This is a genomic window from Lysobacter silvisoli, from assembly GCF_003382365.1.
Classification (GTDB): domain Bacteria; phylum Pseudomonadota; class Gammaproteobacteria; order Xanthomonadales; family Xanthomonadaceae; genus Lysobacter; species Lysobacter silvisoli.
Map to the genome: position 1 here is coordinate 2,135,358 of NZ_QTSU01000001.1, position 14,033 is coordinate 2,149,390.

At 71.6% G+C, this 14,033-nt stretch carries 12 protein-coding genes; all 12 read left to right on the top strand.

The window, feature by feature from the left end; all coding sequences use genetic code 11:
• Positions 1–3: 3 nt before the first annotated feature.
• The 12 genes from DX914_RS09460 (at position 4) to DX914_RS20225 (ending at position 14,022) form a co-directional block, all read left to right on the top strand.
• Positions 4–1,932 (top strand): hypothetical protein, encoded by a 1,929-nt coding sequence (locus tag DX914_RS09460; protein ID WP_115858729.1) that lies wholly within the window; start codon positions 4–6, stop codon positions 1,930–1,932.
• A gap of 11 nt (positions 1,933–1,943) precedes the next feature.
• Positions 1,944–2,687, top strand: coding sequence for a CIS tube protein (locus DX914_RS09465; protein WP_115858730.1), 744 nt, complete (start codon positions 1,944–1,946; stop codon positions 2,685–2,687).
• 12 nt (positions 2,688–2,699) lie between these two features.
• A complete protein-coding gene (locus DX914_RS09470; RefSeq protein WP_147300638.1) occupies positions 2,700–3,020 on the top strand; it encodes a hypothetical protein in 321 nt (106 codons plus the stop codon).
• Positions 3,021–3,029: 9 nt separating this feature from the next.
• The gene (locus DX914_RS09475) at positions 3,030–4,151 is read left to right on the top strand and encodes a hypothetical protein (RefSeq protein ID WP_115858732.1); all 1,122 of its coding nucleotides are present in this window, start codon (positions 3,030–3,032) and stop codon (positions 4,149–4,151) included.
• Positions 4,152–4,158: 7 nt separating this feature from the next.
• Positions 4,159–4,953, top strand: a complete 795-nt coding sequence (locus tag DX914_RS09480) for a phage baseplate assembly protein V (RefSeq protein WP_115858733.1) — start codon at positions 4,159–4,161, stop codon at positions 4,951–4,953.
• Positions 4,954–4,966: 13 nt separating this feature from the next.
• Positions 4,967–5,323: a hypothetical protein gene (locus DX914_RS09485; RefSeq protein ID WP_115858734.1), complete on the top strand. Its 357-nt coding sequence runs from the start codon at positions 4,967–4,969 to the stop codon at positions 5,321–5,323.
• A gap of 4 nt (positions 5,324–5,327) precedes the next feature.
• Complete coding sequence (locus DX914_RS09490; protein ID WP_115858735.1) at positions 5,328–5,573, top strand: hypothetical protein; 246 nt, start codon at positions 5,328–5,330, stop codon at positions 5,571–5,573.
• A 14-nt stretch (positions 5,574–5,587) separates the two neighbouring features.
• Positions 5,588–5,947: a GPW/gp25 family protein gene (locus DX914_RS09495; RefSeq protein WP_115858736.1), complete on the top strand. Its 360-nt coding sequence runs from the start codon at positions 5,588–5,590 to the stop codon at positions 5,945–5,947.
• Between the two features lie 26 nt (positions 5,948–5,973).
• The gene (locus DX914_RS09500; protein ID WP_158549230.1) at positions 5,974–7,578 is read left to right on the top strand and encodes a baseplate J/gp47 family protein; all 1,605 of its coding nucleotides are present in this window, start codon (positions 5,974–5,976) and stop codon (positions 7,576–7,578) included.
• A gap of 10 nt (positions 7,579–7,588) precedes the next feature.
• Positions 7,589–11,662, top strand: a complete 4,074-nt coding sequence (locus DX914_RS20220) for a two-component regulator propeller domain-containing protein (RefSeq protein ID WP_158549231.1) — start codon at positions 7,589–7,591, stop codon at positions 11,660–11,662.
• Positions 11,663–11,726: 64 nt separating this feature from the next.
• The gene (locus DX914_RS09510; protein WP_147300639.1) at positions 11,727–12,266 is read left to right on the top strand and encodes a hypothetical protein; all 540 of its coding nucleotides are present in this window, start codon (positions 11,727–11,729) and stop codon (positions 12,264–12,266) included.
• Positions 12,267–12,291: 25 nt separating this feature from the next.
• Positions 12,292–14,022 carry a DUF6519 domain-containing protein gene (locus DX914_RS20225; protein ID WP_158549232.1) on the top strand — a complete coding sequence of 577 codons (1,731 nt, stop codon included), beginning with the start codon at positions 12,292–12,294 and terminating at the stop codon, positions 14,020–14,022.
• Positions 14,023–14,033: the final 11 nt, after the last annotated feature.

A 14,033-nucleotide genomic window follows, 5' to 3' on the forward strand; every position in this document is an offset into this window, starting at 1 on the left:
GCCATGGCCGACGACGCCGCCCACGACGAGATCGTGACCCAGATGGGGCTGATGCTGACCCAGATGAAGGGGCTGCACGGCACCCTGGAACAGGTCGCCCAGGCCACCGTGCGCTATGCCGGCTTCGCCTTCGCCGAGGCGTTCACGCCGGGCGGCCGCTTCGGCGCGCCGCCGATGCGCGGCGGCGCCCTGCTGGTGCACGTGAACAACCTGCGCGACCTGGTCGCCAGCAGCGGCATCGCCGGCTTCTTCGAAGGCCTGCTGGGCGGCATCGGCCGCTTCTTCGGCGGCCTGTTCGGCGGGCTCATCGGCGGCACCATCGCCGGCGTGGCCTTGCCGGTGATGATCTGGAAGATCGAATCCATCGTCTCCAAGCTGCAGAACATCCTCGAGCGGCTGGGCATAGGCAAGGACAAACCGGCCGCCGCCGGCACCGGCGCGACCACGCCCACCGACGCCGCCGCCGAGACCGCGGCCCGGTCCCAGCCCACCGCTTCGGTCGCCGGCGAACCGCTGACCGATCAGATCGGCGAGTTCCGCGAAATCCTCAGCCTGCTCACCGGCCTGTTCGAGGCCGCCGGCAGCGGCGGCAGCGGCGGCGGCGGTTCGCCCGCGCCCGAGCGCGTGCAGGCCTCGCTCACGCCGCAGCACGAGCGCTGGATGGCGATGCTGCGCTCGGTCGAGAACGTGGTCGGCGGCGTCACCCGCATCATCAACGGCCTGATCATCCTGGTGCCGATGATCGTGGGCAGCCTGGCCCTGCTGTTCTCCAAGCTCGACACCTTCAAGCTGGCCGTGGTCGAGATCCTGCAGTTCCTGGTGCGCAACGTGCTGCTCTTGCGCGGCGTGGTGCTGGTGACCGTGTTCGACCTGCTGGGCGTGGTCGCGCGCCTAGCCGCCGGCCTGGCGCAGATCATCGGCGAGATGCTGCAGGGCATCCTGACCAGCCTGTTCGACATCGCCGGCACCGTGCTGGAGGGCGCGCTGGCGGTGTTCCAGTTCCTGGCCGGCGGCTTGCAACGCGTGGTCAACGGCATGCTGCGCTGGCTGGTGGATACGCTGTTCATCACCCTGGCGCGCTTCAGCGACCTGCGCGTGTTCCGCCTGATCACCCACCTGATCCAGGTGATGCCGGCGGTGCTGCCGCCGCTGTACGAACTGCTGCGCAACAAGGGCACCACCGCCAGCGGCGCGCCGGTGAGCGCACCGCTCACGCCCACCCAACTGGCCGACCTCAGCGCGGCCGCGGCGCTGCCGCTGCCGCCGCCGGTCACCCCGTCCACCGCGCTGCCGTCCTCGCTGCTGCCGGCCATGCCCGACCCGGCTGCGCTGGCCGCGCCGCCGGCCGCGCTGGCCACGCTGCGCACGCAGATGAACGACCTGCGCACCGGCCTGCTCGCGGGCGTGTCGGCGCTGACCGGCAGCGTGGCCACCGGCTTCGCCGCGCTGTCGGCGCGTTTCGATTCGATGATCTCCACCGAACTGGACCGCAGCCGCAGCGACTACGCCGCCAACCTGGAAGCGGTGCGCGCGCGTTCCAGCGAGTTCGCCACCGCCTTCGCCGAAGCCGAACGCGCGGTGCGCGAACGTCCCGAAACCGGCCTGGAAGCGATCGCGCGCGCCTACGAAACCTGGCTGTCCGGCGACGGCCTTCGCACCTTGCTGGACCAGATCACCCAGCAGTTCTCCTCCACCCCGGCCACCGCCGGCGATTCGATCCCCGGCCGCATCGTCGGCGAAGCGGTCGATCGCCCGCGCGCCTCGATCGAAATCCAGGAAGTGATCATCGACCTGACCGCGGCCTCGCCCGGCGGCGGCGACGGCGGCGTCGGCCCGCTGCCTTCGCCGGAACTGATGTACGCACAGCTGCTGCAGTACCAGCGCGAGCTGGCCCAGCGCGGCTCCGACGACCCCATGCTCCTGCCCGCCTGAGGACGCCCGCCATGGCCTACGGATATCTCGCCTGCTGGAACAGCCTGCCGCCGCTGGTGTTCCGCTTCCAGTTCAACCCCGAGTCGCTGACCGAGAAGCGCGGCTACAAGTACACCGACGTCGAAAACTTCGGCAACTGGGCCTTCGACAAGACCTCCGCCGCGCTCAGCGCCAGCCAGCCCTGGTACGTGAAGCTGGCCACGGCGCCGGCCGGCGCGCTGGAAGACCTCAAGGAATTCGGCCCGCAGCTGGTGCGCACCCATCCGCTGGAAGCCGGCTGCGGCGAGCCGCGCACCTTCGCCCTGGACTTCGTCCTCGACGGCAAGGTCAAGCCCGAAGGTTCCACCGCCGAGGTCGGCAACCTCTACGACGGCGACATCTCGCCCGACCTGGCCCTGCTGCGCTCCTTCGTCAACCCCGGCGTGGACGTGGGCAGCCTGGTGGAGTGGATCAGCAGCGGTTTCGAAAAGACCTTCTCGCCGCCGCTGTGCACGCTGATCTACGGCGGCGTCAACACCGACTGCGTGATGGAAAACCTGAGCATCAAGATCACCCGCTTCAATCCCGACACCTCGCCCTCGCGCGCCGAGATCAGCGTCAGCCTGAAGCAGCAGACCAAGGCGATCTCGCCGCTGGTGGAAACCATCGAACGCTACGTCAACGTCGCCCGCACCATGGGCCGTTCCGGCTACGGCATGGACTACGTCAACGTGCTGCCGGGCGCGTCGGTCATCAAGCACATCTTCGATCTGTGAGGACTTAAGCGCATGCCCGTTTCCGCACGATCGCGATACGCCCTGTCGGCGCCGATGCAGGCCCCCGACGCCGAAGGCGAGCCGCGCACCGCCCTGCCGATCCGCCGCCACGAGGGCGTGCCGGCCAATTCGGCGCGCTACGCGCACCTGGTCACCGGCGCCGAATCGCTGGAATACCTGGCCTGGCGCTACCAGGGCTCCAGCGAAGGCTGGTGGCGCCTGGCCGACGCCAACCCGCTGCGCTTTCCGCTGGACTGGCGGCCCGGCGACCAGCTCGACGTGGCCTCCGGCGGCAACGCGCCGGGCCTGGTCACCCGCGACCGGCGCTTCTGAGGACCGGCCATGAGCGACAGCCGCCAGCCGTACAAGCGCGTGCACCTGCAGGGCATCGACATCAGCGCCAACGTGCGCAGTGCCGAGGTCGAGGACAACGACCGCCTGATCGACAAGGCGGTGGTGGTGCTCAACGACCCCAGCGGCAGCGGCAGCGAAGCGCCGCGCGAGGGCAACACCCTGCTGGTGGACCTGGGCTGGGGCGAGAACCACGCGGTGCTGTTCGAAGGCGAGGTCACCCAGATCGCCAACTCGGCCGCCGGCTGCGATCCCAAGCAAGTCACGATCACCGCGCTGGACCTGTCCTACCGCATCCGCAAGCGCCCGTTCCGCGCCACCCACCACGTGGGCACGCTGAGCGCGATCCTGCGCAGCATCGTCACCCGCGAGCCCACCACCGGCATCGAGGTCGGCCAGATCGAACCGGCCACCGATCCGGAATTCACCGAGGCCGCGCCGCTGCGCCAGACCACCCAGAACGACTGGGACTTCATCGTGCTGCTGGCGCGGCGCTATTCCTGCCGCGCCTTCGTCGAGTACAACGGCGGCGCGTCCAAGTTCTATTTCATTCCGGTCTCGCGCCTGCTCGAAGGCGAGGCCATGGGCACCCTGGCCGCCACCGGCATGGCCGGGCGCATCACCCGTTTTTCCTACGAGCGCACCGCCAGTTCCGCTTCGGCGCGGCGCGGCACCTCCACGGTCGATCCGATCAGCGGCGACACCGTGACCACCACCGCACCGCCGGCGCCGGCCGAGCCGGCGCACACGCCCAGCGCGACCACCGCCGAGACCGGCGGCGCGGCGCTGGACAGCGCGCTCAGCGTGGCCGGCGAAGCCACCGAGACGCCGCAGAGCCAACGCCCCGAAACCTTCGCCCACGGCACGCCGTCCAGCCCGGACCGCGCCGCCACCGACACCGCGCAGGACCCGACCATGTCGCTGGGCTTCACCGCCCGCGGCGCCTGCGTGGGCACGGTGATGCTGCGCGCCAAGGGCTCGGTCGACGTGGCCGGCGTCAGCGGCTGGGGCGCGGGCCGCTGGTACGTGCGCAAGGTCAAGCATGCGGTGCGCACCGTGTCCGGCGGCGGCATGTCGCCCGGCTACACCTCCGAATTCGAGCTCACCCGCTAGGACGCCCATGAACGCCATCCACCGCCACGCCGAACGCTGGTACGGCAAATACAGCGGCACCGTCACCGGCAACGAGGACGACGACAAGCAAGGCTGCGTCATGGTCACCGTACCGGCGATCTTCGGGCCCGAGCTGGCGGTGAAGGCGCGTCCGTGCTTCCCCTACGGCCATTTCTTCGTGCCGCCGGTGGGCGCCAAGGTCTGGGTGGAATTCGAGGGCGGCGACCCCGAGTTCGCGATCTGGGTCGGCACCTGGTACCCCAAGACCGCCACGCCGGAGGAAAGCCGCGTCACCCCGCCCGACAACCGGGTGATCCAGACCGCCAGCGGCCACACCATCGAGCTCAACGACACCAGCGACACCGCGCGCGTGGTGATCCGGCACAAGGACAACTCGTTCCTGGCCATCGACGAGAAAGGCAGCGTGGTGGTGTCGAACAAGAGCGGCTCCACCCTCTATCTCAACGCCGACAAGGGCGAAGCCTCGCTGATGTCGGAACAGGGGCACGTGCTGGCGATGAACGCCGACGGCGTGGTGCTGATGAACAAGGACGGCGCCAGCCTGGACCTCACCGGCGACACCGTGCGCATCACCGCCGCCAACATCCTGCTCGAAGGCACCACCGTGTCGGTGGGCTCCGGCGCCAGCGAACCGACCCTGCTGGCCAAGCAGTTCGACCTCCTGTGGAAGCAGTTCATGTTCCACACTCACCCTTCGGCGATGGGCCCCACCGGCCCGGCCACGCCGCCGGCGCTGCTGGTGCCGCAACAGCACTTCAGCGCTTCGGTGCTGGTGAAGTGAGGAGCGCGCGCGCATGAGCCGTTGCACCTTCCCCGAACTGCCGATCCCGCTGTCGCTGCCGCCGTTGCCGCCGCTGCCGGTGCCGCCGTCGCTGCCGGCCTTGCCCGCGCTGCCGGAACTGCCCGCCCTGCCCGGCCTGGCGCTGCCCACGCTGCCGATCGCGATCAGCCTGCCGCCGCTGCCGCCCTTGCCGGTGCCGCCTGCGCTGCCAGCGTTGCCCGCGTTGCCGGCATTGCCGGACCTGCCCGGTCTGGCGCTGCCGACCTTGCCGATCGCGATCACCTTGCCGCCGCTGCCGCCCTTGCCCGTGCCGCCTTCGCTGCCCGCGCTGCCGGCGCTGCCCACCCTGCCGCCCTGCCCTTTGGACTGATGCCATGGCCCTGGACCGCAACACCATGGAAAGCACGCTGGCCGGTGTCTTGCGCACCAACTTCCAGAAGGGCGTGGACGAGGAATGGAGCGGCGACGACGCGGCCAATGCCATGGCCAAGGCGATCGCCGACGTGGTCCATGCCTACGTCAGCGCCGCGCGCGTGACCGGAGTGCAGTCGCAAGTACGTGATAACGGCAACGTGGTGATAGGTAGCGCCACCCAGACCGGCGACGTCGGACTGAGCTGAGGAGAACCACCGACATGGACAAGGTCATGGGTTTCGCATTTCCCTTCGCCCTCGCCGAAGGCGGCGTCAAGCGCGCCGACGGCCACGACAAGATCCGCCAGAACATCCGCGCGCTGCTGGCCACGCGTTTCGGCGAGCGGGTGATGCTGCGCGAATACGGCACCCGCATCCACTCGCTGGTGCACGACCCCAACGACGAGGCCATGGCCGTGCTGGTCAAGCGCCAGCTGCAGGAATGCATGCTGGCCTGGGAGCCGCGCGTGCTGGTCACCAACATCTCGTTCGAACGCCGCGAGGCCGAGCTTTACGTGCGCCTCGACTACACCCACACCAGCGAACCGAGCACGGATTCGCTGCTGGTTCCGCTGGCTTGACCGGCGGACCGCTCAGGAGCGACGACATGGCCGTCACCGACCCGCTGCCGCCGGCGATCGACTACACCAACAAGGACTACGCGTCCCTGCGCCGCGCCATGCTGGACCTGGCGCGCCTGCGCCTGCCGGAATGGACCGACCACACCCCGTCCGACCTGGGCGTGGTGCTCACCGACATGGTCGCCTACGTGGGCGACGTGATCCTGTATTACCAGGACCGCATCGCCAGCGAACTGTTCCCCGGCACCGCGCGCGAACGCCGCAGCGTGCTGCAGCTGCTGCGCCTGATCGGCTACGAACCCACGCCGCCGCTGCCGGCGCGCGCGGACCTGCTGCTGACCTTCTCGGTGCCGGTGGGGCCGGCGGTGATCGTGATCCCCAGCGGCGCGCAGTTCATCGCCACCCAGCCCAGCGACGATCCGGCCACCTTCGAATACCTGGGCCCGGCGCTGTCGCTGGACCTGCATTCGGATCAGGTGCTGCCCGGCCTGGCCGCGGGCCAGGCCCAGTTCGTGCTGCCGGTGTCGCACAGCCGCAGCCTGCCGCCGACCCTGCTGGGTTCGTCCAGCGGCGAGCCCAACCAGAGCTTCCGCCTGCCGCACAAGCCGCCGATCCTGGAAAGCCTGGTCGTGGAAGTGGACGAAGGCGCGGGCTGGGTGCGCTGGGACCGCCGCGACAACTTCCTCTACAGCACCGGCCCCGACGGCCGCACCCTGCTGTCCACGCGCGATTCGCGCGACTACGTCTGCCAGTTCGACGAGAACGACGCCTGCAGCATCCTGTTCGGCGACAACGTCTTCGGCCGGGTGCCGCCGCGCGGCACCAACAACGTGCGCGCGACCTGCCGCGTCGGCGGCGGCGTGCGCGCCAACGTGCCGGCCAACACCATCACCCGCGCGGTCACGGCGCTGCCCAATTTGCTGTCGGTGAACAACCCCGCGCCCGCCGCCGGCGGCAGCGCCGCCGAAAGCAGCGAGACCGCGGTGCGCAACGGCCCCATGGTCTACCGCAGCGGCCGCCGCGCGGTCACGCCCGACGACTGCGTGGCCCTGGCCTACCGCGCCGGCGGCGTGGCCAAGGCGCGCGCGCGCAGCCGCAACTGGAACCAGATCGACCTGATCGTGGCGCCGCAGGGCGACAGCTGGCGGCCGGTGCCCGAAGCGCTGCGCACCGCGCTGCTGGCCTACTTCGAGGACAAGCGCATGGCCGGCACCCAGCTGCGCGTGCTCGACGCCAGCCCCGCGCCGGTGTCGATCGCCATGAGCGTGCGCTACGACGCGCGCTACCAGCCCGACCCGCTGCGCCAGCAGATCTCCGACACGGTGGCGCGCTACCTGGCCTACGACGCGGTCGATTTCGGCCAGGCCCTGTACCCCAGCGACCTGTTCGCGCTGATCGAGGCGATCCCCGGCGTGCTGTCGCTGGACATCTACCGCTTCAACCGCGCCGACCAGCCGGCGTCCACCCTGGACGAGGATCTGCGCCGCCACGACCTGCCGTCGATGGCCGAGCTGCCCGACTTCATCCGCAACGCGCTGCTGACCCGCAGCGCGGTGGCCAGCCGCGTCGACGTGGGCCCTTACGAGCTGCCGGTGCTGTCGCAGTTCGACATCAGCCTGCAGGTCGGTTGAGGAGGCCGGGGTGATCATCGACCGCTTCAGCGCAGAATCCGACCTGGTCGCCCGCCGCGTGCGGGTGGCGTGGACGCTGACGCCGGCGCCGGGCGAGACGCTGGCCGACGCGCCGCGGCAGACGCTGCGGCGCAAGACCCGCGACTTCGAATTCCCGCAGCCGCCGCTGGCGCCGGACCCCTATCTGGTCTACGACAGCGCCGCGTTCCCGCCCATCCCCGGCGGCGGCATCAGCGTGATCGACCTGCCGCCGTGGGAAGTGCGCGACGGCGCCGAGCGCACCGTGCACGAAGCCGTGAGCGTAGCCCAGGACGTGGGCGGCGAACCGCTGGAGCGCATGCGCCGCATCGTCGCCACCACCTACGGCGCCGACGGCCAGCCGCTGCGCCGGCGCATCGAGATCGTCGACGGCGGCAGCACGCCGCTGTCGCTCACGCCCGGCGATGCCTGCTACTACCAGCTGTCCAGCCCGGTCTTCGATCCGGTCGAGGCGCAGCGCCATCGCGCCATCGCCACGCCCTCGGCGCCGCACGGCCTCAACCGCAGCATGTACGACCTGCTGCCGGCCGTGCACCGCCAATTCGACGTCAACCTGCGCCCGGTCACGCCCGGCTCCAACGCGATTCCGGAAATGGCCGCGCGTTCGGGCCAGCTGCGCCGCCTGCTCGACGTGTACGGCGCGGCCATGGACAGCGCGCGCAGTTCGGCCGAGAACCTGTGGACCCTGCACGACGTCGACCAGGTCGACGGCCGTCGCCTGCCGCTGCTGGCCGATTGGCTGGGCTGGCGCCTGGGCGACGCCGATGCGCTGCCGCTGGCGCGCAACGAACTCAAGGCCACGCCGCGTTTGTACGAATCGGTGGGCACGGTCACCGCGGTCGGCGCCCTGGTCACCCGCTACACCGGCTGGACCACGCGCACCGCCGAATTCGTCCAGCACCTGGCGCGCAGCAACCACGCGCCGCGCTACCACATCCATGCCAGCGTGCCCGCGGGCGCCGGCTGGCGCTCGCCGCTGGACGCGGCCGCGCTGCTGGGCTTCGGCGGCGGCAACGACGAAGCCTTCGGCGTGGGCCCCGCGCCCGCGACCCTGGTCGGCAACGTCGCCGGCCCGTACGCGATCTTCGCCGGCGCCGAACTCAGCATCGCCGTCGACGGCGGCGCCGCGTTCCGCGTGCGCCTGGGTTCGTCGTCCTTCGCCAATCCCAATGCCGCCACCGCCGCCGAGGTCGCCGCGGCGATCGCCGCGGTGGCCGGCGACATCGTCGCCGACGCGGTCGGCGGCCAGGTGCGGTTGCGCACGCGCAGCGTCGGCCCGGAAGCGCAGATCACCGTCAGCGCGCGCGAAAGCGAAGCCCTGACCCTGGATGCCGCCGGCGCCGACCGTTTGACCGCCGCCGCCGACGCGCTGGGCCGCGTGCGCGTGTTCGCCAGCGACGCCTTCGGCGCGCCCGATCCCGATCAACGCGAGGGCGAACGCGCGCCTTACGGCGGCCTGGTGTGCAAGACCTGGGACGCCGGCCAATGGCGCGGCGCCACCCGTTTGCTGTCCACGCGTCCGGCCGACGACGCCGCGGTCGCGCACCCGGCCGCGTGCACGCTGGCCGACGGCCGCGTGTTCCTGGCGCGCGTGGAAGCGGCCGAAAGCGCCGATGCGCGCGTGCGCTGGAGCCTGGGCAGTTCGCGCCCGCGTCTGCCGGCGGTGCTGCAAGGCCGGCAGCTGCCGCGCTTCCGCCTGACCGTGGGCACGCGCCTGACCCTGCGCACCGCGGGCGGCAACAACGTGTTCCAGGTCAACGCCATCGATTACGCCGACCCGCTGCAAGCCAGCACCGCCGAAGTGGTGACGGCGATGAACGCGCAACTGACCCAAGCCGTGGCCAGCCCGGCCGGCGACGGCTCGATCCGCCTGACCAGCACCGCATTGGGCCCGACCGCGCGGCTGTCGGTGGATCTGGCCTTGTCCAGCTGCGCGCGCGCGCTCGGCTTCGCCCATGCCACCGCGCCCAGCTTCGGCAGTTGGGACGACACGCTCGATCTCAGCGCCACCCAGACCCTCCCCGCGCTCACGCCCGGCCGTCCCACCGAACTCAGCGCGCTGGCTTCGGGCGAGGGCGCGATCCTGGCCTGGAGCGAACACCAGGACGGCCGCTGGCGCCTGCGCTCCAGCGCCTGGCTCGGCGCGGTCGATGCCATCGCCACCGCCGCCGGCCTGGCGCTGCGCGGCGAGAACGGCGCGATCAACGTGCTCGACAGCGCCGACGGCCTGCCCAGCGACGACATCCGCCAGGCGCTGGTCGGCGGCTTCGGCACGCTGTGGGTCGCCACCGATGCCGGCGTGGCCCGCCGCCGCGGCGATCTGACCTGGCAGAGCTTCGACAGCGGCGACGGCCTGTCCAGCGACGACTGCCGCTGCCTGCTGCAGACCGCCGACGGCGCGATGTGGGTGGGCACGGCCGCAGGCCTGTCGCGAATCGCGCCCAACGGCAGCATCTCCACCTTCGACAGCGGCGACGGCCTGGCCGACGACGACGTGCGCGCGCTCGCCCTCGACGCGGACGGCGCGCTGTGGATCGCCACCGCGGGCGGCCTCAGCCGCCGCGACCGCAACGGCAGCTTCGCCAACACCTTCGCGCCGGACCTGCCCGGCGACGACGTGCGCGACGTGGTCGTGGCCGCCGACGGCCGGGTCTGGGTCGCCACCTCCGCGGGCATCGGCGAACGCAGCGCCGCCGGCGTGTGGACCGTGCTCGCGCCGCCGCTGCCGATCGGCAACGACGTGCGCGGCCTGGCCCAGGCCGACAACGCGCTGTGGATCGCCGCGGCCAGCGGCGTCTGGCGCCGCGGCTCCGACGGCGCCTGGCGCGGCTGGGCGCTGGCCGACGGCTTGCCCAGCGTGGATGCGCGCCGCGTCGGCGTGGACGGCGCCGGCAACGCCTGGGTCGCCACCGCTGGCGGCGCCGCGCGCATCGCCCGCAACGACAGCGTGCTCGCGGTGCGCAGCGCGCAAGGCCTGCCCAGCAACGACGTGCGCGCCTGGTGCTCGCCCTGGTCGGGCGCGATCGCGCTCAGCGACGGCGGCGCGCGCGGCGACCGCGATCCCTGCCTGCTGCGCGAAGCTAGCGGCAGCATCCTGCTGCTGTGGTCGCGCTGGCTCACCGGCGCGGCCGGCGAAGACCGCCGCGCCCTGCGTGCGCGCCGCTACGACCCGGTGAGCATGAACTGGGGCGCGATCGCCGACGTGACCGCGCCGCCGCTGGCCGGCGCCGCCGACGTGCAACCCGCCGCGCTCGCGCTCGGCGGCGGCGGCGCGCGCGTGTTCTTCAGCAGCGACCGCAACGGCGGCCGCGGGCTGTGGGAAGTCAGCTTGAACGCGGCCCTGGTCGCGGGCGCGCCGGCGGCCCTGCCCTGGGACGAAACCGCGCGCATCGCGCCCTTGCCGCTGCTGCTGCCGGTGGCCGGGCTGACCCTGCTGCACCGCTGCGACGCCTCGCTGGCGCTGGACCAATTGCCGCCGATCCTGGCCGGCGCCGCGCCGATCGCCGCGCCCACGCGCGTGCCCGAAGCGGCCACCCTGCGCCGGCACTGCAACACCGTCACCCCGCGCATGGCCGACACCGCGCGCAACAGCCGCCACCATCAATGGGGCGACCTGCTCGCCTACACCCCGCACCGACCGCTGGGCGGCGACGACGAACCGCCGCTGTCGCCCAACGAGTTCTTCACCCGCGGCACGCTCGGCCTGTACGTCACCCGCGGCCGTTTCGGCCAGGCGCTGACCGCGACCAATGCCGCGCGGCTCAAGCAACTGCTGGCGGAATTCCTGCCGGTGAACATGCGCGCGGTGATCGTGCTGGCGCCGTCGCTGACCACCGAGGTGCTGTACCCGCCCGGCGCGGACATCGGCGAGAGCTACCTGGACGACTACCCCTTCGTCGAACAGTTCCTGGACCTGGCCGATTCCAGCGCCGCCGCGCTGCCGGACTGGGTGCTGCTGCTCAGCAACCAGGTCGCCGGCCGCACCGCCGACCCGACCAACCTGAGCACGCTGCGACGACGCACCTACTTCCCGCCGCCGGTATGACGGCGCGCGCCTCACCCATCGCATCACGCCTGCTTGCGAATCACGCTCATCGAAGGAATCGAACATGCAAACGGACACCCGCATTCCACTGCCGCAAGGCATGTACCGCGACGTGCTCAAGGACGCCGACGGGCGCGTGATCTGGGATCGCGGCTGGTCCAAGAACGCGATCCTGGCCGATTGCCGCCGGCTGCTCGCGGCCTTCATGGGCGGCACCCCGGGCGCCACGCTCGGCATCCAGGGCCTGGCCGTGGGCGCCGGGCTCGCGTCCTGGGACCAGGTTCCGCCGCCGCCGCCCACCGGCAACGAAACCGGGCTCACCGATCCCTCGCCCTTCGTGGTGCCGGCGGCGAACCTGGATTTCACCTTCATGGACGGGCCGGTGCCTTCGGCCTCGCCCACCAACCGTCTGCAAATCGTCGCCACGCTCGGCCCCAACGTGCCGCCGTGGCCGAACGGCAGCCATGCCAGCGGCAACCTGCGCGAGTTCGGGCTGATCGCCCAGCTCGGCGGCGCGCCGACGCAGATCAATCTCGTGCGCCATCCGGTGGTCGCCAAAGACCCGGCCAGCACGCTCGAACGCACCATCTGGCTCGTGTTCTGACACGACCTAACGACGGGGACACGCCATGGCCATCATCTCACCCAACACTTTCGATCCCATCCGCCGCTACGTCAGCGTGCGCCTGGCCCAGGGCGTGCCCCTGGCCGACGCCGACTGGAACGAAGGCGACGACATGCGCCGCTACGAGCTGCGCGCCTTCCTGCGCTGGTTCGTCGGCGACGGCGTGCCGGTCGGCAACGACGGCTTCCGCATCGCCGCGATCAACTCCGCCACCAGCTTCAACATCGTCGCCGGCGGCGGCCCGCAGCCGCTGCAGGCCGGGCGCATGCTGGTCGACGGCCTGGAGGCCTTCATCACCGCCAACGTCGGCTTCAGCGCGCAAGCGCTGCACAGCAGCCAGCCCGGCGCGGCCGCGCTCGCGGCCAGCTGGGGCGTGCCGGTGATCGCGGCGCTGCCCGCGCCGCCGGTGGCGCCGGCCACGCGCACCCTCACCGTCTACCTGGACGTGTGGGAACGCCTGGTCACCCTGGCCGAAGATCCCTCGCTGGTGCTGCCGGGCCTGGGCACCGAAACCTGCTCGCGCCTGCGCCGCGAATGGGCGGTGCGCGTGCGCACCGGCAACGCGCCGCCGGTCAGCGGCGACCCGGATTTCATCGCCGGCCACAGCTACGCCGCGCTGGCCACCATCGTCCAGACCTCGGCCGGCATCATCGACGCCGCCGCGGTCACCGACCGCCGCCGCCGCGGCATCTCGCTGCCGTCGCAGATGGATTTCAACCAGGTCCTGTCCGATACCTTCGGCGGCGCCTATGCGGTCAACGGCAGCGGCGTGCCGCAGCTGCCCTACCCGATCCGCGACGTGATCAACGCCATGCTGCGCGAGCGCCCGGCCGCGGTCGGCCCGACCACCGCGCTCAACGCCGGGCCCTACAACACCCCCAGCGCGATCATCGATTCCAGCGGCGTGCCCTGGGTGTTCTGGGTGCGGGTCAACGGCCCCAACCGCTTCCTGTCCTTCAGCCGCCGCATCGCCGGCGTGTGGACCGCGGCCGCCGACGCCTTCCAGTTCACCGGCGTGCTCAGCGTCAGCAGCATCGCCGCGGCCGCGCAATCCAACGGCACCATCCGGGTGTTCTACTCGGCGCTGTCGGGCAACAACCGCATCTTCAGCCGCGCCTTCACCGGCGTGTGGGGCGCCGAGGAACTGGTCGATTCGGTCGACCAGAACAGCCGCGTCAGCGCGGTCACCGACACCACCGGCACCATCATCGCGGTCTGGCAGCGCGACACCGGCGGCGTGCTCACCGCGCAGTCGATCCGCTACCCCCTGGGCGGCGCGCCGGGCGCGGTCACCAACGCCGGCACCATGACCCGCCCGGGCGATCACTCCATCGTCATCGACCCCACCGGCGCGCCGCAGCTGGTGTACGTGCAGGAGCCCAACCCGATGGGCCCGAACTGGGCGGTGTTCAGCAAGCGCTACATCGCCAACGCCTGGGAAGCGAACTTCACCGACACCACCCTGACCATCCCGGTCACCACCTTCATCGACCTGGCCGCGGGCTACACCGCCGACGGCTCGCTGTGGCTGTTCTACTCCACGGTGAGCACGCCCGGCTTCAGCACCCTGCGCGCGCGCCGGCTGGTGCTGGGCGTCACCGAAACCCGCGAGCTGCTGCCGCCGCAGCAGACCGCACGCTTCCCCAGTCTCGCGGTCGACGCCGCCGGCAACGCCGGCCTCTACATCCAGAACGGCTCCCTGCTGCAGCAGGTCGGCCTGGTCCAGCAAATCTGAGCGAAAAGGAG

What these genes read in the sequence shown, in the direction of transcription:
- DX914_RS09460 (WP_115858729.1), top strand. Translation starts at nt 4, where the DNA reads ATGGCCGACGACGCCGCCCACGACGAGATCGTGACCCAGATGGGGCTG.
- DX914_RS09465 (WP_115858730.1), top strand. Translation starts at nt 1,944, where the DNA reads ATGGCCTACGGATATCTCGCCTGCTGGAACAGCCTGCCGCCGCTGGTG.
- DX914_RS09470 (WP_147300638.1), top strand. Translation starts at nt 2,700, where the DNA reads ATGCCCGTTTCCGCACGATCGCGATACGCCCTGTCGGCGCCGATGCAG.
- DX914_RS09475 (WP_115858732.1), top strand. Translation starts at nt 3,030, where the DNA reads ATGAGCGACAGCCGCCAGCCGTACAAGCGCGTGCACCTGCAGGGCATC.
- DX914_RS09480 (WP_115858733.1), top strand. Translation starts at nt 4,159, where the DNA reads ATGAACGCCATCCACCGCCACGCCGAACGCTGGTACGGCAAATACAGC.
- DX914_RS09485 (WP_115858734.1), top strand. Translation starts at nt 4,967, where the DNA reads ATGAGCCGTTGCACCTTCCCCGAACTGCCGATCCCGCTGTCGCTGCCG.
- DX914_RS09490 (WP_115858735.1), top strand. Translation starts at nt 5,328, where the DNA reads ATGGCCCTGGACCGCAACACCATGGAAAGCACGCTGGCCGGTGTCTTG.
- DX914_RS09495 (WP_115858736.1), top strand. Translation starts at nt 5,588, where the DNA reads ATGGACAAGGTCATGGGTTTCGCATTTCCCTTCGCCCTCGCCGAAGGC.
- DX914_RS09500 (WP_158549230.1), top strand. Translation starts at nt 5,974, where the DNA reads ATGGCCGTCACCGACCCGCTGCCGCCGGCGATCGACTACACCAACAAG.
- DX914_RS09510 (WP_147300639.1), top strand. Translation starts at nt 11,727, where the DNA reads ATGCAAACGGACACCCGCATTCCACTGCCGCAAGGCATGTACCGCGAC.
- DX914_RS20225 (WP_158549232.1), top strand. Translation starts at nt 12,292, where the DNA reads ATGGCCATCATCTCACCCAACACTTTCGATCCCATCCGCCGCTACGTC.